We start from the raw sequence: 18,989 nt of genomic DNA on the forward strand, positions 1-18,989 counted from the left end.
AGAAATCAAACCATCAGCTCCTTTGCGGGTTGGTTCAATGGATCTGGCTTTTGACACGCCTGGCCAGAATCTCCGCCTGTTCGGGGCTGAGCACCTCCCGGGCAAGCCGAAACAAAGTATCCTTTTCCCAGTCCCGGTGTGACATAAATTCCCCATGCAGGCGCTCGATCAGATACTGAAACCGTTTATCTGTTATTGGGGTCTTGTCCATCTCGCGCAGAAGGTTTTCGAGATCCCGCACGTCCTGGCGAGACTTTTCCGCCTGTTTCCTGCTCCGCGGATCGGTGTGCAGCAAGGCGTAGAGATTGTCTTCCTCCACCTGGTTCAAGCGCTGGATGCGATCCCGAACCTCTTTCCAAAGCTGGGACCTGTCCTCCGGCTGATGTGCGGTGCTGTCTTCGAGCTTCTTCAGATTGCTTTCGATTTTACTGTTTTCCCTTTCGAATATATCCGTCATGTCCATGGCAGCCCCCTTGAACGGGAAACGGGTATCTAAGCTCGGCCTTCCGTGGGAGATTCAAACAGCGGATCGAAGTGAGGACCGAGCTGGGACCGCACATCCCCTATCTCTCCGGACGCCACGGCCTCCATCAGCACGCTGACTACGGCTTTGGCGTGGGCAATTGCCGTATCGACGCCGGTACCCTCCTTTTCTCCGACCTTTTCGAAAAATTCTCTCAGGTCGAAGGATTCCCCACCCTGGGAGCGCTGCAGATACTGGCCGATCTCTTCCGGCAGCTGGACCGCAAGATCCTCGGCTTCCTCTTTTTGAATTCTCTGAGCCAGGGTTTCCAGGGTCGCCCGGATTGCCTTGACCGCTTCCCCGTCGGAAGCGACTCTCGCCCGTCTCTGAACCTGGCCGATGAAATGTTCGTATTGCATCCTCTGACTCCTTTCAGGATCAGATGCTGGAAAATCGACGATCAGCTCACCATGTTCCGCGGCTCGCCCCTGAGGAAGGCCTCGATATTGTCCCGGGTCGTATCCAGGATCCGCTGCAGGGCCTCTCGGGTGTTGAAGGCGTTGTGGGGCGTGATGACCACATTGGATCGGCGCAGAAGCAGGTGGTCGGTCAGAAGTTTTTCCAGATCGTGTTGGCTGCTGAAAATTTTCCGCGGCAGTTCCGCCTCTTCACGAATGGCCGGCTCTTCCGGCAGCACGTCGAGCCCGGCGGCCGCGACCTTTCCGTCGATAAGGGCCTGCAGCAGTGCCCGGTTGTCGATGACGCCGCCGCGACTGGTGTTGATCACAATGGCGCCATCCTTCATCTGGTGGAACTGCTCCTCTGCCAGGAGATGGTGGGTCTTGGGATTTTCGGGAACATGGAGACTGACCACGTCGGACGCGGCCAGCAATTCGGGGAGATCCACGTAGCGGAAACCGAGGTCGCGGGCCAGATCCTCCCGGGGTCTGACATCGAAGGCGAGGACCTTCATTTCGAAACCCCGGGCGATGCGGATCGCGTGCAGCCCTATATTGCCGGTGCCCACTACGCCCAGGGTTTTATCCTTCAGGTCGAAACCGAGCAGCCCCTCATTGCGAAAATCTCCCCGCTGGGTTCGGCACACGGAATCCCAGATTTTTCGGCTGATGGCCAGGAGCAGGGCGAAGACATGTTCGGCCACGGTATTTTCGCCGTAGGTCGGTACGTTGCAGACGGAAATCCCCTTTTCCTGACAGTACTCGGTGTCGATATGGTCGAAACCGGTCGAACGGGTGGCGATCAACTTCAAATTTTTGCAACGCTCCAGAACTGTGCGGTCGACTTTCGAGTAGATAAAGGTGGAGATGATGTCGAAATCGGCAAAGCGGTCGACATTCTTTTCCGTCAGCTTTTCGTTGATTGTCTCCACCTGGTGCTGATCGGACAGTTCTTTAAGTCCCCGTTCTTCCCACTCTTCCATCTCGAACATGGCTATCTTCATGATGGGCTCCAGTGCTATCGACCGGCTCCACTCCGGACACCTCACAAGGATAGACCATAGGGCTGCGTCTTCAAGGACTTCTAATGTTTTCCCTTTCTATTTAAATAAGTTGGCAGATTATTTCTTAACCTCTTTATCAACTTCTGCAGCGGCGATCTGCTGCTTGACCTGAAGAAAGCTGTCGGGACTGACGGAAATGGAATCGATCCCCTGGTGCACCAGGAATTGAGCGAATTCCGGATGGTCGCTGGGCGCCTGACCGCAGATGCCGGTCTTGACCCCATGGCGGCGTGCCTTGGCCAGCAAATCGGCAATGGCGATCTTCACCGCTTCGTCCCGCTCGTCAAACAGATTCTTCAGTCGATCGCTGTCCCGATCGACGCCGAGGACCAGCTGGGTCAGGTCGTTGGAACCGATGGAAAACCCGTCGAAGCGTTCGGCGAACCGGTCGGCGAGAAAAACGTTGGCCGGGATTTCCGCCATCACATAGATCGCCAGCCCCTGCCGTCCCCGGACCAGTCCGTGGTCGGCCAGAACCTGCAGGACGCGATCCGCCTCATCCAGAGAGCGGCAGAAAGGAATCATGACGACCACATTATTCATGCCGATCTCCTCGCGGGCCTTGCGGATCGCCCGACACTCCAGGGCGAAACCCTCTCTGTAGTCGGCGTCGTAATACCGTGACGCTCCCCGCCAGCCGAGCATCGGGTTCTCCTCCTTCGGCTCGAAGGGGGCGCCCCCGATCAGCTGAGCATACTCATTGGTCTTGAAATCGCTCATTCGCACGATCACCGGGCGTGGATGATGCACCGCGGCAATCCGGGAGATGCCCCGGGCCAGGGTGTCCACGAAATACTGACTCTTGTCCTCATAGGAACGGGTCAACTCCTCGATCCGTTGTTTCGCCGCCTGATCCTCCAGCTGGTCGAACCGGACCAGGGCCATGGGGTGAATCTGTATCAGGTTGCCGATGATGAACTCCATGCGGGCGAGCCCCACTCCATCCGCAGGCAGACGCCACCAGCGGTAGGCGGCCGAGGGATTGGCCAAATTGATCATGACCTGGACCCGGGTCTCGGGAACGGCATCGAGCGCCATGTCGCGCTCCTCGAATTCCAGTTCCCCCTCGTACACCACCCCCTCGTCCCCTTCGGCGCAGGAGACGGTGACCCCCTGACCGTCCTTCAGCACCTCCGACGCATTTCCCGTTCCCACCAGGGCCGTCAATCCCATCTCCCGGCTGACGATGGCGGCATGGCTGGTGCGCCCACCGTGATCGGTGACGATGGCCGAGGCCTTCTTCATGATGGGCACCCAATCCGGATCGGTCATGCCGGTGACCAGCACGGCCCCTTCTTCGAAACGATCGATCTCATCCGGGCTTTTGAGCCGCAGCACCTTGCCGGCGGCAATGGCATCGCCGATGGCCAGACCGGAGACCAGTTTCTTCCCTTTCTCCTTCAGCCGGTAGGATTTGAGAACGCCGGCTTCCTTGAGGGCCTGAACGGTTTCGGGACGGGCCTGCACGATGAAAAGCTCCCCGCTTTTACCGTCCTTGGCCCACTCCATGTCCATCGGCCGACCGTAATGCTCTTCAATGGCCACCGCCCAGCGGGCCAACTGGAGAATCTCGTCCTCTTCAAGCACGAAGCGGGCGCGCTCCTCGGCGCTGGTGTCCACCAGTTCGGTCTTCGCGTCCCCCTCGCCGTACACCATCTTGCGCTCCTTGGCCCCCAGGCTCTTTTCCACAATCGGGCACAGTTCTGGGGATTTCAGAAAGGGTTTGAAGACGTGGTATTCGTCCGGCTCGACCATGCCCTGAACGATGGTCTCCCCCAGGCCCCAAGCGGCGTTGATCAGCGCGATGCGGGGAAATCCGGTTTCCGTGTCGAGGGAGAACATGACCCCCGAGCCGGCGAGGTCGGACCGCACCATCTGCTGGACCCCGGCCGACAGGGCCACTTTCATGTGGTCGAATCCGTTGTTTTCCCGATAGGCGATGGCCCGGTTGGTGAAGAGAGAGGCGAAGCAGCGCTTGACGGCGTCCAGCAGGTCCTCCTCGCCCCGGATATTGAGAAAGGTTTCGAGCTGTCCGGCGAAACTCGCCTCGGGCAGGTCCTCGGCGGTGGCGCTGCTGCGCACGGCGACGGACGGCTGGTCCTGGTCCAGACGGGACCCTAATTTTCGGTAGGCCTCCCGAATCGCCTCGGCCAGGGGCGCCGGCATTTTGCCGTCCAGGATCAGGTGCCTGACCTTCTCGCCGACCTGATCCAGGTTGCTCTGATCGTCCTTGAGGCCGACCAGTGCCTCGGCAAGCCTGTCCCGCAGATCATTCTCATCCAGGAAACTCCAGTAGGCGGCCGCCGAGGTGGCAAATCCCGTCGGCACCCGTACGCCGGCCGTTTTCAGGCGGCGGATCATCTCACCAAGGGAGGCATTTTTCCCGCCGACTTTCCCGGTATCGTCGTTGCCAAGATCGGCCAGCCAATAAAGCATGTCGGGTTCACTGCTCATTGATCGAACTCCTTATGCAAGCGTCCATTTCACTGTCTCTGATCATTCCCGGGTCCTTGTTTCACAGAATTTTGATCGTCCTCGCCCCACTCCGGCTCTTCCGTCGGGACAAGGTGGAATTCGAAGGAGGACCCCGGGCTCACTTCCCGAAACTGCCCCCGGTAGGCAATGGTAATTGGAAAGGCTGCCAGTTGAGTTCGACTGCTGACCCTGAGAATATCCTGATCGATGTACAGTTCCAGTTCCTGATGACGGTATCGGATGCGGGCCGACAGGCAGTTCAAGGACTTGGGAAGCCGCGGATTGAAGTGAAGAGTGCCTCCCTTGGTCTCGATGCCGGTGTAGCAGCGCTGGATGAGATCGACGGTGCCGGCCATGGCGCCCAGGTGAATCCCTTCGGCTGTCGTGCCCCCCTGGATGTCGGCGATATCGCTGTCGATGGCGCCCTGGAAAAGCTTCCAGGACCCCCGGCGATTGGCCCGGGCCAGAACCCAGGAATGGACCACCCAGCTCAGAGTGGACCCGTGGGAGGTTCGCTGCAGGTAGTAGTCGATATTTTTGGGAATGGTTTCCCTCTTGAACCGGTACCCGAGCTGCTCGAAAAGCTGCTGCAGTTCGCTGGCGGAGAAAAGATAGAACAGCATGAGAACATCGGCCTGCTTCGATGCCTTGTAGCGGTTGGGGGTATCCCCCTCCTTTTCCAGAATCCGGTCGAGACGCTGGATATCTCCGTATTTCCGACGATATCCATCCCAGTCGAATTCCTCGAGCTTTTCGTATCCTTCGAACTGACTGATAATGTCCTCGTCATGAAAGGGGACGAAGAGGCGACGGCCGATGGTCCCCCATGCGGCGATCTCCTCCCGCTCCACTCCCAGTTTCTCCCGCAGGGCAAAAGCCCGGTCCGGCGGCAGGATGGCCAGGGCATCGGCCGCCCGGTTGAGGACCCAGGCCGCCAGGATGTTGGTATAGGCATTGTTGTCGAGGCCGCCTTCCCTGGCGGGATCGGCTTCCGGATAAGCCGTATGGAATTCGTCCGGGCCCATGACTCCCCGGATGTCATAGCGGTCGCGCTCGCTGTTCCAGGTGGCGATACTGGCCCAGAACCGGGCGATCTCCACCAGCAGCTCGGCCCCATAGCTGTAGAGAAATTCTCGATCGTTGGTGACCTGATAATACTGCCAGATATTGTAGGCCACGGCCGAAGCGATGTGCCTCTGACGGTGGCTGTTGTCCGGAACCCAGCGTCCCGACGCCGGATTCAGATGGATCACCTGACTCTCCTCCCGGCCGCTGCTGCCGCTCTGCCAGGGAAACATGGCTCCGCGGTAACCCGCCTCCCGTGCCAGTCGGCGGGCTTCCGGAAGTCGGCGATAGCGGTAGAGGAGAAGCGCGCGTGTGAGAACGGGGCGGCGCAGATTGAGGAAGGGGAAGATAAACAGTTCGTCCCACATGATGTGAGCCCGATAGGCCTCGCCATGCCATCCTCGGGGCGGCACCCCGACGTCACGGTCTATGGAATGAAAGGACACCGTCTGCAGGAGATGGAAAACATGGAGACGCAGCTTGAGCTGGTCATCGTCCGAATCCACCACTTCCAGACGAAGATCGAAGTCCTCCCAGAGATGTCGCCAGACCATGGAATGACAATCGGCCAGAAACTGAAAGGACTCCGTCTCGGCGATCTTGGTCCGCGCAGCAATCCCCGGTTCCGAAATGGCATTGTCTTTTGAAGAGTAGAGCGCGGCGATCTTTTCCACCCTCAGTTCATGGCCTGCCACCACGTCCATCTGCAGGTCCTGGTAGACATAATCGGTCAGACTGCCGGTCTGCCGCTTCGGATCGACCTCCCGGTCGCCTTGATAAACGCGGGTGCGGACGGCCTCGGTTATTTCCATCAGCGATTGGACGGTCCGGCTCGTCAGCCAGATAACATCCTTTTCGGAATGGCCGGTACCAATCGTTTCCAGATGCCTGCTGTGGAGCTCCTGATAGCGCTTTACGCCGTGATTGATCACCGTGCCGTCAATGGCGGATCGAATCAGAAGAGAGCCCGACCAGTTCTCCGGCAGGATGTTCACTTCAAGGCCGGCCAGGTGCTGATCGGCCATGCTCACGAACCGCCGCTCCTGCCAGCGCGTCACCCGTCCCTCGTCATCGCGAAACCGGAATGAGCGCATCAAAAGACCTCGGGCCAGGTCCAGCTCCTGACGGTAGTCGAGGATGTCCACACGATCGGGACCCAGCCAATCGCCATCCTCGATTTTTAATAACAAAACCAGCCAGTTCGGCAGGTTTACCAGATCCTCGTTTTCAATTTTCCGGTCATGGAGGTCTGTGGTCAGGCGATTGTATCCGCCGGCCAGATAGGTGCCCGGATAGTGGACACCGTCAGCCATGGAATCGGGAGCGGCCCCCCGGCTGCAGAAATAGCCGTTGCCCAGGGTGCAAAGGGTTTCCCGCAGGCCCTCTTTGTCCGGCTCATACCCCTGGTAAGTCAGCAGCCATCCATTACTCATCGAAGTCCCTTTTTTCTTTTTCAAGAAGTTCACAGAGGTCTTCGACCACGACATCGGCACCCTGGGACCGCAAAGAGTCCTGACGGTCGCCGTCGCCCGATCGGTCGACGCCGATCACCCGATGGAATTTTCCCCGTGCTCCGGCCTTGACCCCCGAAAGGGCGTCCTCCACAACGGCCACCCTCTCCCCGGATACGGCGAGAAGCTCCGCCGCACGATAAAATATGGCCGGATCGGGCTTCCCGGGGAGGTCCAGTCGCGCCATCTCCGTTCCATCCACCCGGACATCGAAAAGGTCCGTTAGACCGGCATTTTCGAGAACAGCCCGACAATTTCGACTCGAAGAAATGATTGCGGTTTTGATACCGTCGGCGCGCAAAGATTGGATGAAAGGGACCGCGTCCGGAAAAACCGGCACCATATTTTGCTTCAGCCAAGCTTGAAAGAAAGTATTTTTGCGATTTCCCAGGCCGCATATCGTCTCCGCGCCGGGATCATCGTCCGGCGTCCCCCAGGGCAGCTCGATGCCGCGGGAGGCGAGAAAATCCTCAACGCCGTCATAGCGGGGCTTGCCATCGAGGTGCTTCAAATAGTCCTTCTCCTGAAAAGGCGAAAAGCCTTCATCGCCGCGCTCGACCCGCTCCTCCCGATAGTCATCGAACAGGCGCTTCCAGGCCGCGCTATGAGCGACGGCGGTATCGGTGACGACACCGTCCATATCGAAAATGAAGGCATCGACAGCATCTTTCCAACCTTCCGGTTTTCGAAGTCTGCCCGGCGCAGGTCTTTGTTTCTTGTCCATCAGACGATACTCCTGGCATCTTATTCTAAAAGCCTAACAATCCCGCTGACGGTTACAAGCCTGTTAATAAGACTTTACAATTGGCGCAGTTTGGCCGCCTGCCCGACCACCAGGGGAAACAGGCTTCCCCCCAGGATCAGCATCCACATCTGAACGGTGGGCGGCTGCAGACCGAGAATTGTGGAGAGCGCGGGAATGTAGATTGCCATCAGCAACAGGCTGATTCCCAGGGCCAGAGCTGCCCAGATGTAACCGTTGCCGGTCACTTCGTTTACAAAAAAGGCGGCGCGGGAAGCGCGCATGTTGAAAACGTGCCACAGACGGGCCAGAACCAGGGCGGAGAAAGACACCGTAACGGCTTTTTCCGACGGCATGTCATAGAAGTAGAGAGCCAGGGCAAACACGCCGACCACCGCTGCCGTAAAAACCAGGGCGTACCCCCCGATGCCGATCCAGTGGGACCGGGTCAGCAGGGATTCCCGAGGATCCCGCGGCGGGCGATCCATGACGCCCGGGGGGGCGCCGCCCAGTCCCAGTGCCAGGGCGGGGAAAACATCGCCGATGATATTGATGTAGAGGATCTGCAGAGGCAGCAGGGGCAGCGGCATTCCGATCAGGATGGCCACCGTGATGATCAGGACTTCGCTGACGTTGCCGGAGATGAGATAGTAGATGAACTTGCGAATATTGTCGAAAATGACCCGGCCATAGCGGACCGCGGCAACAATGCTGCCGAACCGGTCGTCCTTGAGCACCATGTCCGCCGCCTCCCTGGCCACCTGGGTCCCCCGCTGCCCCATGGCCACGCCGATGTCCGCCTTCCTCAGCGCGGGCGCGTCGTTCACCCCGTCTCCGGTCATGGCCACGACCTCTCCGTTTTTCTGATGCAGATCGATGAGGGTCAGCTTTTGGGCGGGGGACAGGCGGGCGAAGATCGAAGCCCGGAGGATCTTTTTCTTCTCCTCCTCCGACAGATCCTCCGTCCTTTTCAATATCGCTCCCCGCAGGGCCTTTTCTTCGTCCACCTCCATCCCCAGGGCCTTTGCGATCCCCCTGGCCGTGGCCGGCTGGTCCCCCGTGACCATGACAACACGGATGCCTGCAGCACGGCACTCCTCCAGGGTGGATTTCACATCTTGTCTCGGTGGGTCCAGAAGCCCTGCAAGACCATACAGGATGAGATCCTCATAGGGATCGGCGTCGGCCTCCGCCACCGTTTTTCCGGCAAGAGCCAGAAGCCGAAGACCCTCTTCGGCCAACCGGGTATTGCGGTCGAGCCACTCCCGTCGCCCCTGCTCATTCAGCTCCTTCTCTCCGTCTTCGGTCAAAACCCGTGTCGCGACCTTCAGGACCTCTTCGGGAGCGCCTTTTACAGCCACCAGAACGCCCTCTTCCGCTTGGTGAAAGGTGGCCATCATTTTGGTTTCGGTGCTGAAGGCCTCTTCCCGAATTTCCGGCATCCTGTCCAGCAGTTCTTTGCGGTTCACCCCCCCGGCCAGGCCGGCGCGCAGAAGGGCGGTTTCCATGGGATCTCCTGAAGCCTTTTCCTCCTCCAATTCGGCATTGGTGCAGAGAACGCCCGCTTCCAGCGCCTTTTTCAAGGTTTTTTTTGCAGACAGTTCGATCTCCTGCCCATCCATCCGCAAAGCGTCCTGATCGACCTGCACCTCCCCACCGTTCAGGGCGATCAGGCTGACCGTCATTCGGTTCTCCGTCAGGGTCCCGGTTTTGTCGCTGCAGATGACGGTGGTGGCGCCCAGGGTGTCGACGGCTGAGAGGCGATTGATGAGGGCGTTGCGTTCAGCCATCCGCCACATTCCCCGGGCCAGCGCCATGGTGGCGACAATCGGCATCCCCTCGGGCACGGCGGCCACGGCCATGGCAATGGCGGTCTCCAGCACCAGCACCCAATCCTTTCCGCCGATGACACCGGCCGCGGCGACAATCACACCCATGAGGACGGTGAGGAGAACCAGCCGGCGCCCGAGTCGTGCCAAGCGTTTCTCCAGGGGGGTCCCTTCCTGTTCGGCTTCATCCGTCAGTGAAGCGACCTGTCCAATCTCGGTTTCCATCCCTGTCGCGATGACCACGCCCCGTCCAGAGCCGGTTGTCAGCGCGGTCCCCTTGAACAGCATGCAGGTCCGGTCGGCCAGATCGGTCTCCTCCTCCACGGCTTGATCGCCCTTTCTCACTGGAACCGATTCGCCCGTCAATGCCGATTCGTCGACCTGCAGATGATCCGCTTCTATAATTCTCAGGTCGGCCGGGATGATATCCCCGCCCTCGACCAGCACCAGATCCCCCGGCACCAGTTCCCGCGCCGGCACCTCCCGTTCCTGCCCCTCTCGCAGGACCCGCGCCTGGACTTCCCCCAGCTGCTGCAGGGCCTCCATGGAGCGCCGGGCCTTGAGTTCGGTAAAAAATCCGATAAAGCCGTTGATGACCAGGACGATGCCGATGGCGAATCCCTCCAGCCCCTTGCCGAAAAGGAAGGCGACAAGAGAGGCGACAGCCAGTATGACGATGACCAGACTCTTGAACTGATTAACGAAAATGCGCCAGACGCTCGCCTTTTCTTTCTCCCGCAGGCGGTTGTCACCGAAGGCTTCCCTCCGCTTCGCGACCTCCTGTTGCGAAAGTCCCTGATCCGGCGAAACGTTGAGGCGATCAGCGGTTTCCCTGGATGACAGGGTCCAGGGTTTCTGCGGAAGAGAAATATTCCTGTTCTGGATCATGGGTTGGATGTCCCTCCGGGTGTTTTTCGACCGCAGCCGCCTGGCTGCCGATCTCATTTGGCCAGGACGATGATGACGGCCACAACAACGCCGCTGCCGACGGCCAGCAAGGTATATTTCGGCTCCTCTTTTTCCGACTTGGGCAACAGGTGGGTGGCGCCGACATAGACAAGGGCGCCGGCGGCCAGAGACAGCAGGGCCCCGAGCAAAGATTTATCGATCCGGCTGACAAAGGGGTAGGACACCAGCACGCCCAACGGGGTCGATGCCGAGGCGGCGAGCAAGGCAAGAAGCATGGATTTTTGTTTCGAGAATCCCCCCTTGATCAGCAGCAGATAGGTGAGGATTCCCTCGGGGAATTCATGCAGCACCATGCCGGTTGCGGCCAATGCCCCCGTAAACAGGCTGACGCTGAAGGTGATGGAGTAGACGACACCGTCAAGAAAGGAATGAAAGCCGATACCGATCATGGGGATCAGGCCGATGCCGCAATCGGGATCCTCTTCTCCGGCACAGACAAATACATGGATAAAACGGTTCAACAGGTAGAGAAGCAGGAATCCGGTCAGCAGATAAACCGGCCCTCCGGCGTTCAGTTCGAAGGCCTCCGGAATGATATGCAGGAAGGAGACGGAGATCAGGACTCCGGCCGCAAAGCAGATAATGTAGATGCTGTATCGTCGACCCCACTCCTCAAAGTGACGCACGGTCCAGATCCCCAGCGCGGTCACCGTTGCCGCGGCGATGCTGGCTCCCATTGCCGTCCAGAAGGTTTTGTCCATGCCGGCTCCACTTTTTGCGCCCTGAGGCGCCTACGGAAATCTGTCTGGTCTTCTCCACCCTATCAAGTTTGTTTCCTTTTTCAATGACTCCCCAACCTCCATGCAAACAGGCCTGCCGCATGAGCGGCAGGCCTGTTTTGAACTCATTCAAAATTTTGATGGTCCGGCTTTGTCTTGGATTTCTATTAACCGAGAACCGATACCAGCAGATAAGCGGTATATCCGATATAACAACTCATCAGGACAGCGCCTTCCAACCGATTGATCCGGCCCATTCCGCGGAATCCATATCCGATGACGAACAGGGATACCGTCAAGGCGGCCATGACCAGAATATCCCGGGACAGGACCTCCGCCCCCACGGCCATGGGCGAGATGGTTCCCGCAATCCCGACCACCGCCAGGGTATTGAACAGGTTGGAGCCGAGGATGTTGCCGAGAGCGATATCATGTTCCCCTTTGCGGGCTGCTATGACGGACGAGGCCAGTTCGGGAAGGGACGTCCCGACTGCGACGATGGTCAACCCGATGATCAGATCGCTGACCCCCAGCCCATGGGCGATTTTGACCGCACCCCAGACCAGGATGCGGGAACTGGCGATCAGCAGAACCAGGCCGACAAGCATCCAGGAGACGGCTTTTCCTATGGGCATGGAGCGGGTTTGCAGTTCCTGTTCCATCTCCTCACCGAGGGCATCACCCTTTTTCCGCAGCCCCTGCCATACGGTCCAGCCCATCAGTCCGCAGAAGACGGTCAGGAGGATCAGAGCGTCGAATCGGCCCAAATTTCCGTCCCAGAGCTGCCAGCCGGCCAAAGCCGTTACGGCGGTGAGAATGGGAAGCTCCTTGCGCAGCACCAGGGAGTGAACGGCAATGGGGCTGATCAGCGCCGTCACGCCCAGGATCAGGGCGATGTTGGTGATGTTCGACCCGTAAGCGTTGCCCAGAGCGATCCCCGGATTCCCCTGCCAGGCCGCCAGGGCCGAGACCACCATTTCCGGGGCGGAGGTGCCGAAACCGACGATCACCATGCCGATGAGCAACGCGGGCATGCCGAAATGACGGGCGGCGGCGGCCGAACCTTCGACGAAACGATCGGCGCTCCAGACCAGGAGCGCCAGTCCCAGAGCTATGGCACAAATTGCAGTCAACACGATGGCCTCCGCAAAGAGTTACGTTTGAATACGGATCGAAATGCCGGGAAGGATAGCAGGAAATCCGGAAGGGAAAAAGAGGGAACTTGAAGCCGTCGTTCTGGAAAAATGTTCAGTCAGAAAACACGATTTCAAGCTGCAGGGCCTCCGCCAGCGGAAGCCGCTCCGGCAGATCGATCCCCTGCTCCGCCAGCTCCTGAAGGCACAGCAGGCTGATGGCGGCAAGGGTCTGGTTCAGGGCTTCCAGATCGAGAACAGCAGCTCCGGAGATTGTTTCGACCCCCTTGAAATTGAGCGGGCAGTAATCGATCAGCCGGCCCCCCTCTTCGGAGAACAGCAGCGGCAGGCCCTGGGTCCGGCAGATGATCGGCCGCGCCTGGTAGAGCAGGCAGATCCCTTCGGCCAGCAGCGGGCAGGCATCGCCTGCTTCCATCCGCGCGGCCCGTTCCCGCAGCGCGGCCGCTTCGTCCGCCGGCAGTGACGATACCGCCAGGGACAGGGCCAGAGCTTCCACGGCGGAAACCCCGATATGGGTACAGCAGGCATCGCAGCCGCGGCGACAGGCGAGTTGACTTGGATAACGCTCGCTCACTTCGTGGGCGAAGCGGTCGACCCTGGCGACCAGTTGACGATAGGATTCGAGAGATTTCAGCAACATAGGCGGAAAACGTTCACCTGAATCAGCTTTTCAGGAAGGAACCGGATCATTGTTTAGGGTCAGAACTCGCAGATGAATATCATGAATGCACAAAATCGATCAAGATGTCCCCGTCGAATCATTGCTGAGCTGACCGGTTTTATCTCTGGTTTTAAATCATCCATTCAAGGTAATCTGGCTTTGCGTGATTTCTTCCTGTTGTAGCCGATCAGCAGTCCTGATCGAATATCCCGGGGTTCCAGACGACATCGTCCGAGAGGATTCAACTTGCCCGAATACGATTCAAAGCCCTCGGCCGGTCCGGCATCAGCGGGCCTGCCTGTTGAAAAAACAGCAGGAAAACAAACTCTGCTCGTCTGCTGCGCTCTTTCCTTCTTCTGCTACATCGCCACTTTCATGCGCATGCCGGTGGTGCCGAAACTTGCTCTCGACCTCGGCATTGGGGCGGTCGGCATCGGACATATCAATGCAGCGTATTTTTTGACCGCCGGCCTGTTCGCTTTTCCCCTGGGCCGCGTCAGCGACCGCCTCGGCAAGAAACCGGTGGCTCTGGGGGGGCTCCTGTCGCTGGCCGCCGGAAGCCTTATACTGGCGCTGAGTGCCACCTTTCTTCAGCTGGCCGCCGGTTATATCCTGATCGGGCTCGGCATGGCCGCCTTCGGCTCGGCGATGATGTCTCTGATCTCCGATATTGCTCCGGCCGCCCGACTCGGTCGTGCCTACGGCTGGTTTACCATGACCCTGTATGCCGGCATGAGTTTCGGACCGGCCATAGGCGGTCTCCTGGCCAAAGAGATGGCGCTCTCCCGTATTTTGCTCCTCACGGCGCTGCTTACCCTTCTGGTAGTCGGGGCGGCCTGGTTGTTTCTGCCCTCCGGCCATTCAGCAAATTCAACCGGCTCCCCCTTGACGGCCGGATCGGCCACCCGCGCCCTGCTGCGCAACCGTCCCCTGTTGGGCTGCTTGCTGGGAACCCTCGGAGCCTGTTTCTGCATGGGAATGTTTCTGAGCTTTTACCCGCTCTACGCCTATGCGGAAGGGTTCAGCATCAGCCAGGTCGGCATCATCTTTCTGTTTCACGGCGTCGGTAACGGTCTGGTTCGGGTGCCGTCGGGCTACCTGAGCGACCGCATCCGCGATCGGCGTCTTCCGGTGGCTTTCGGACTGGTCGGATGTTCCGTAGCCATGGGCATCCTTGGTCTTGCCGGGACTTTCGTAACCGCCAACCTGGGTGCCGCATCCCTAGGATTGAGTCTCGGTGTCGCCTTCCCCTCCCTCGGAGCCTCCATCGCCAGGACGGTCCCAAAATCTCTCATGGGCATGGCGATGGGCGGCTTCAATGCCTGCATCTTTCTCGGCATGCTGGTCAATGCCCTGTTCATGGGTCCGGCCATAGAAACAATCGGTTTCGCCGGCTGTTTCTGGCTGAGTGCCATAATGAATGGCATTCTTGCAGGGCTGTCGCTAATGTTGATGCGAGGCACTCGACCGCGGGAAAAAACAAAAAGTTCATCAACCAACTGAGGGGCATATTTTTGCTGCCCGGATGGGGCTCTCTGAACATTATCGATATTGCCTTTAATGCTATTTTCCTCTTACAATTCGGCAGTTCATCCTACATGAAAAGATGATTATCCTCAATCAAGGCGATGGTTTTCCATCAAAGGATTCTGCATGAAAACCATTTTCAGGCGTCGGTTGCAGAAGTTTACGATTTCATTAAACGCATCAGCTTTGTCTCTGTTGCTGGCGGGTTTTCTACTGATTCTGGCCGCGTCAGGTCTCGCTAATAATCACAGTCCCGGGCAAGAGCCGGATGTCGAGGCTGAAGTTTCCAGCTCCGTTGACAATTCCCCTTCCTTTCAATACCGAGAGACCGCCCGGCAGATTCGGGAGCTTGTGGAAGGCACCCTAGATGCCGGAATCCTCGTGTCCGATCTTTTCGATGTCCGGCTTGATGACGAGGACGCCGTTCGGCTGGAAGCAGGGCGTCTGCGCGCCCTGATCGAAGCTGCTGATGGGCGTGCAGCGGCGAAATCCGTAAAAAAGGGGGCACGGAAAAAGGATGCGCAGGAGAAGGTCGGGTCGCCCGACAGTTTGGATCCCGAGGTGTGGGCAGCCCGTCTCGATCTCGACCGGGCGCGTCTGGCTTTTTTTTCGCTGTCCTCCGAAGAGCGCGCCGGATTGCTCGCCGCCCATGAGGAAAAGCGGAACCTCGATGCGGAAGCGAGAGCGGCGGCCGAACTGAACGAATCCCGGAGAAGGGCGAGGGAGGCCGAGGAGGAACAGCTTCGGGTTCTCGAGGCTGCACAGAGGGCGCGCAGCGAGGCCGAGAAACTGCTTAAGGAGGAGAAGGCACGGCTGCTGGGAATAGCTTCGGATCAGGCTCATTTCGAGACCGATCTTGTTCGTCAACGTCAGGTACTTCAACAAAGGGCCGAAACGACTCTGGGATTGCGCCGCCGGACCAGGGAGATCATCCAGGACAAACTTCGCAATCCCCAGGCGGTCGATGACCTTTATGACCAGCTCCGCCTCTGGCTTCGTCAATCGCGGGATGAATTCGCGGCAGCCCTCTTTTCGAGAAAAGCTTCCATTCCGCATCCAGGGGAGGAGCGTTTCTTCGATTTTGGCCTCGACATCGATACCGAATCCATCGAGCGGACACGCCGTGATCTGTTGCAAAAAGCCGCCGATCTGGAGAAAACAGCCAATCAATCAAACTTTGAACAGCTTCGACAGCTCTATGGAGAAATGGTGGTCCTCAATACCGACCGATTGTCCTTGCTGCCGCATCTTTCCGCCGACAAAAGGGCATCCCTCACCGGATTCAGCGCGGCGGGCCTGGACCAGGCCGCCTCTGAGCTGCGACAGATCTCGCTGGTTCTGAAATACCGTGTGGGAGTGGCCAGGAAATGGATTCGGCTGGAAGAGGACGATAAGTCCGAGCGTACCGAAGCTGTCGTTAAGGCAGGTTTGACGGCGATGAAGTGGTCCTTTGCCATTTCGGCATTTTTGTGGTGGCGCCGTCGCATCGGTCCGCTGCTGCGGGAATGGCAGCAGCGTATCCAGAAGGAGGAGCATCACTGGCGAGGTCTTCCTTCGCGGCGCAACCAATCGATCACTCTGGCCCTTCGGATCCGCCGTCCTCTTGAGTGGCTCCTGCTTGCCTGGGCCCTGATCCTTCTGATGCCCGATTCCGCGGGGAACCTGCTTGAAGTCAGCCTGGCAACGTCCCTTTTTACCTGGACCTTGGGTGGATGGCTGGCCGTTGCCACCATCAACGAAATGGCCGCCACCAGGAAAACCGCCTTTGGCAGGGCCAAACTTTTGAGTACCGGGGCCATCCGGTTGCGTTCCCTGCGTCTTATCGGCAGGACGGTCGTCCTTTTTGGCCTGGCCTTGACCCTGACCGATCAACTCGTCGGACATGGCACCATCTACCACTGGGTCCTTTCGGTCTGCTGGGTTGCTTCCATACCGGTTTTCCTGATCGTTATCCGGTGGTGGCAACAGGCAATTTTCGTAAGGATCGAGCTGATACGCAAAAAGGGACCCTTCGAACGCTGGGTCATCGCCCATCGCAGCGGCTGGACCAGTTTTGTTGCCGCCGTGGCAGGTGGAGTCTACCTCTTTCTGCAGGGGATAGTAAGGGCGATACAAAACTGGTCGGTCCGGTTCGATATTGCCCGGCGGATACACGCTTACCTTTTCCGCCGGGGTCTGGACAAGCTCGCCGAAGAGCGGCACACCGAGCAACTCGCTCCCCTGCCGGACAGTCTTTTCACCGCTCTGGCTCCGGAAATTCCTTCAGCCGTAACCGTGCCAAGCAGCGCCGATGAGGAAGTCGGGGCGGTGATTGAAAGGATAAGGCGAATCGGCGGTGGGGTTTTTGCCGTCGTTGGCGAAAGGGGAGCCGGCAAAAGCCATATTCTGCAGCAGGTCAGCAAAGCACTGGATGGGATTGTTCTCCTCGACTGTCCCAAGGGGGGTATCGAACAGCTTTGCCGTGAACTGGTCGGAAAGCTCGATATGGCGACCGATGCCGATCTTGAAGAGGCGGCGGCGCTGCTTGACGCGGGTGGTGAGGACAGCGCACTGCTTGTGGACAATGCCCATCGGCTCATCCGGCCGGTCATCGGGGGATTGGCCGGGTTCGACCACCTTCTCCAGGTCGCCAGGTCCCATAGCTCCAGGCTCACCTGGATTCTGGCGATGGACAAGGCGGTCTGGCGGTTTCTCGAACAGGCCCGCGGCTCCCGTCCTCTATTTGATGAAGTTATACATTTGGATCCTTGGCGGGAAGAGGAGATCATTGCCTTGCTCACCTCCCGCTGCGAACAGGCTGAAATTTGGCCGAGTTTCAACGGTCTGATCGAAGAGTTGCCGGCGGATGCCGATGAGGTGGATCGGGAAGAGGCTGCGGCGCGGGCGGCGGCCGGGTATTATCGTCTGTTGTGGGATTATGCCGCCGGCAACCCGGGGGTTGCTCTCCATATGTGGCGCCGGTCCCTGGGGCTTTCCGCTAGCAACGAGGTCTGTGTCAATTTTTTTCGCACCCCGGACGCTCGCGAACTCGATGGCCTCCCCGATAGCGCTGTCTTCGTCCTGAAAGCGGTGGTGCAACTTGAGCCGGCAGAGATTCAGGAGATCATAAGTTCCACCATGCTTGGACCCGCCCAGGTTGCGGACGCTCTGCGCTATGGCCTGGCGCACGGTTATCTTGAGCGGGATGGAGACGGTTATCGGATTACCTGGGGGTGGTTCCGCACGATCACCCGTTATTTGCAGCGGCGCTACCTGCTGGCCTCCAGTCGATGAAGGGACTTTCGATGAAAAAGATCAGACTGCTGCTCGCCCTTTTTGTCCCCCTGGTGCCGGTCGTTGCCCAGGCGCAGGACGTGCCGGATCTGGACAAGCTTGCAGATATCATCCGCTGGGGAGGCGTTGCCCTTTCCATACTGGTTGTCATTGTGGCGCTGGTGGTTTTGCGCATGGTCAGGGATGTGGCGGATCGCCTCGAACGCAGCTTTGCCGAACGCCGTCCGACCATCCAGAAATTTGAATCGGTCGCCCGTTTCTTCATCTACCTCGTGGCCGCCGGTATCTGCGTCGGACTGAGCATCCGTCTCGACTCCACGGCCCTTACCGTGATCGGCGGGGCGCTCGCCTTCGCCGTCGGCTTCGCCATGCGCGACCTTGTCGCCGCCCTGATCGCCGGCATCATTATCATGTTCGATCGGCCCTTTCAGGTCGGCGATCGGGTGGAGTATGCCGGGCAGTATGGAGACATCATCAAGATCGGTCTGCGGAGCGTCCGGATGAACACCCTCGACCACAATATCGTGACCATTCCCAACAACAAAATCCTGACGGATGTCACCGCCAGCGGCAATTACGGCGCTCTGGAGATGCAGGTCCCGATGGAGTTTCACATCGGTATGGATCAAAACGCCAAACTGGCCTCAGAACTCATCCGGGAGGCCTGCCTGACCAGCCCCTACATTTTTCTGTCCCAGCCGGTGCCGGTCATGGCGAAACAGGTGATCCTTGAAAACTATGTGGCGGTGCAGCTCAAAGCCCGCCCCTATGTGTTTGACTGCAAGTACGAAAAGTCCTTCGAAACCGACGTGCATCTGCGGGTCCTCGACGCCTTCAGAACGCACGGCATCCTCCCCCCAGCCATTCTGCACCGTTCCATGCATCGGATCGACGACGATTCTACTGCAACAGTCAGCTACTTGAGGTCCCTGGCATCGAATCCTCAAGGTAAAAATGTCGGCGGGCCTTCAGAAATTGTTTCCGAGTAAGTTGGTTGGCAAGAGGTCGGTCTTTTGCTCTCACCTGCGATTCAGAGCTTGACCTTCCCTCTGTTTTCCAGCTAGATTTCAATCCTTATA

Annotated in this window: 13 protein-coding genes; 3 read left to right on the plus strand and 10 right to left on the minus strand. The window is 58.8% G+C overall.

Annotation, left to right across the window (positions count from 1 at the left end; all coding sequences use genetic code 11):
• Positions 1-34 precede the first annotated feature (34 nt).
• The 10 genes from R2940_07030 to R2940_07075 all read right to left on the minus strand — a co-directional run bounded on the left by R2940_07030 (position 35) and on the right by R2940_07075 (position 13,089).
• On the minus strand, positions 35-463 hold the full coding sequence (locus R2940_07030) for a hypothetical protein (protein ID MEZ4599526.1): 429 nt from the start codon (positions 461-463) through the stop codon (positions 35-37).
• 29 nt (positions 464-492) lie between these two features.
• Positions 493-882 carry a DUF2267 domain-containing protein gene (locus tag R2940_07035; protein ID MEZ4599527.1) on the minus strand — a complete coding sequence of 130 codons (390 nt, stop codon included), beginning with the start codon at positions 880-882 and terminating at the stop codon, positions 493-495.
• A 41-nt stretch (positions 883-923) separates the two neighbouring features.
• Entirely contained in the window at positions 924-1,925 is a 1,002-nt protein-coding gene (locus R2940_07040) for a hydroxyacid dehydrogenase (GenBank protein MEZ4599528.1), read from the minus strand.
• Between the two features lie 117 nt (positions 1,926-2,042).
• Positions 2,043-4,439: a phosphoenolpyruvate synthase gene (gene ppsA / locus R2940_07045; GenBank protein ID MEZ4599529.1), complete on the minus strand. Its 2,397-nt coding sequence runs from the start codon at positions 4,437-4,439 to the stop codon at positions 2,043-2,045.
• A gap of 29 nt (positions 4,440-4,468) precedes the next feature.
• Positions 4,469-6,958, minus strand: coding sequence for a glycosyl hydrolase family 65 protein (locus R2940_07050; protein ID MEZ4599530.1), 2,490 nt, complete (start codon positions 6,956-6,958; stop codon positions 4,469-4,471).
• Complete coding sequence (locus tag R2940_07055) at positions 6,951-7,760, minus strand: beta-phosphoglucomutase family hydrolase (protein ID MEZ4599531.1); 810 nt, start codon at positions 7,758-7,760, stop codon at positions 6,951-6,953. Before R2940_07055 ends, R2940_07050 begins: the two co-directional genes overlap by 8 nt.
• A gap of 74 nt (positions 7,761-7,834) precedes the next feature.
• Positions 7,835-10,495 (minus strand): cation-transporting P-type ATPase, encoded by a 2,661-nt coding sequence (locus R2940_07060; GenBank protein ID MEZ4599532.1) that lies wholly within the window; start codon positions 10,493-10,495, stop codon positions 7,835-7,837.
• 53 nt (positions 10,496-10,548) lie between these two features.
• The gene (locus R2940_07065; protein MEZ4599533.1) at positions 10,549-11,277 is read right to left on the minus strand and encodes a ZIP family metal transporter; all 729 of its coding nucleotides are present in this window, start codon (positions 11,275-11,277) and stop codon (positions 10,549-10,551) included.
• Positions 11,278-11,462: 185 nt separating this feature from the next.
• Entirely contained in the window at positions 11,463-12,431 is a 969-nt protein-coding gene (locus R2940_07070) for a calcium/sodium antiporter (GenBank protein MEZ4599534.1), read from the minus strand.
• A gap of 112 nt (positions 12,432-12,543) precedes the next feature.
• Positions 12,544-13,089 carry a YkgJ family cysteine cluster protein gene (locus R2940_07075; protein ID MEZ4599535.1) on the minus strand — a complete coding sequence of 182 codons (546 nt, stop codon included), beginning with the start codon at positions 13,087-13,089 and terminating at the stop codon, positions 12,544-12,546.
• 267 nt (positions 13,090-13,356) lie between these two features.
• Between R2940_07075 and R2940_07080 the strand changes: the two genes are divergently transcribed.
• The 3 genes from R2940_07080 (at position 13,357) to R2940_07090 (ending at position 18,899) form a co-directional block, all read left to right on the plus strand.
• The gene (locus tag R2940_07080) at positions 13,357-14,613 is read left to right on the plus strand and encodes an MFS transporter (protein MEZ4599536.1); all 1,257 of its coding nucleotides are present in this window, start codon (positions 13,357-13,359) and stop codon (positions 14,611-14,613) included.
• A 150-nt stretch (positions 14,614-14,763) separates the two neighbouring features.
• The gene (locus tag R2940_07085; protein ID MEZ4599537.1) at positions 14,764-17,910 is read left to right on the plus strand and encodes an ATP-binding protein; all 3,147 of its coding nucleotides are present in this window, start codon (positions 14,764-14,766) and stop codon (positions 17,908-17,910) included.
• Positions 17,911-17,921: 11 nt separating this feature from the next.
• Positions 17,922-18,899: a mechanosensitive ion channel gene (locus R2940_07090; GenBank protein ID MEZ4599538.1), complete on the plus strand. Its 978-nt coding sequence runs from the start codon at positions 17,922-17,924 to the stop codon at positions 18,897-18,899.
• The last annotated feature ends 90 nt before the right edge of the window (positions 18,900-18,989 follow it).

The sequence above is a fragment of the Syntrophotaleaceae bacterium genome, from assembly GCA_041390365.1.
GTDB lineage: Bacteria > Desulfobacterota > Desulfuromonadia > Desulfuromonadales > Syntrophotaleaceae > JAWKQB01.

Bases quoted from the DNA above. Each gene is read 5' to 3' on its own strand.
- R2940_07075 (MEZ4599535.1), bottom strand. From the start codon at position 13,089: ATGTTGCTGAAATCTCTCGAATCCTATCGTCAACTGGTCGCCAGGGTC.
- R2940_07030 (MEZ4599526.1), bottom strand. From the start codon at position 463: ATGGACATGACGGATATATTCGAAAGGGAAAACAGTAAAATCGAAAGC.
- R2940_07085 (MEZ4599537.1), top strand. From the start codon at position 14,764: ATGAAAACCATTTTCAGGCGTCGGTTGCAGAAGTTTACGATTTCATTA.
- ppsA (MEZ4599529.1), bottom strand. From the start codon at position 4,439: ATGAGCAGTGAACCCGACATGCTTTATTGGCTGGCCGATCTTGGCAAC.
- R2940_07035 (MEZ4599527.1), bottom strand. From the start codon at position 882: ATGCAATACGAACATTTCATCGGCCAGGTTCAGAGACGGGCGAGAGTC.
- R2940_07050 (MEZ4599530.1), bottom strand. From the start codon at position 6,958: ATGAGTAATGGATGGCTGCTGACTTACCAGGGGTATGAGCCGGACAAA.
- R2940_07090 (MEZ4599538.1), top strand. From the start codon at position 17,922: ATGAAAAAGATCAGACTGCTGCTCGCCCTTTTTGTCCCCCTGGTGCCG.
- R2940_07040 (MEZ4599528.1), bottom strand. From the start codon at position 1,925: ATGAAGATAGCCATGTTCGAGATGGAAGAGTGGGAAGAACGGGGACTT.
- R2940_07055 (MEZ4599531.1), bottom strand. From the start codon at position 7,760: ATGGACAAGAAACAAAGACCTGCGCCGGGCAGACTTCGAAAACCGGAA.
- R2940_07065 (MEZ4599533.1), bottom strand. From the start codon at position 11,277: ATGGACAAAACCTTCTGGACGGCAATGGGAGCCAGCATCGCCGCGGCA.
- R2940_07060 (MEZ4599532.1), bottom strand. From the start codon at position 10,495: ATGATCCAGAACAGGAATATTTCTCTTCCGCAGAAACCCTGGACCCTG.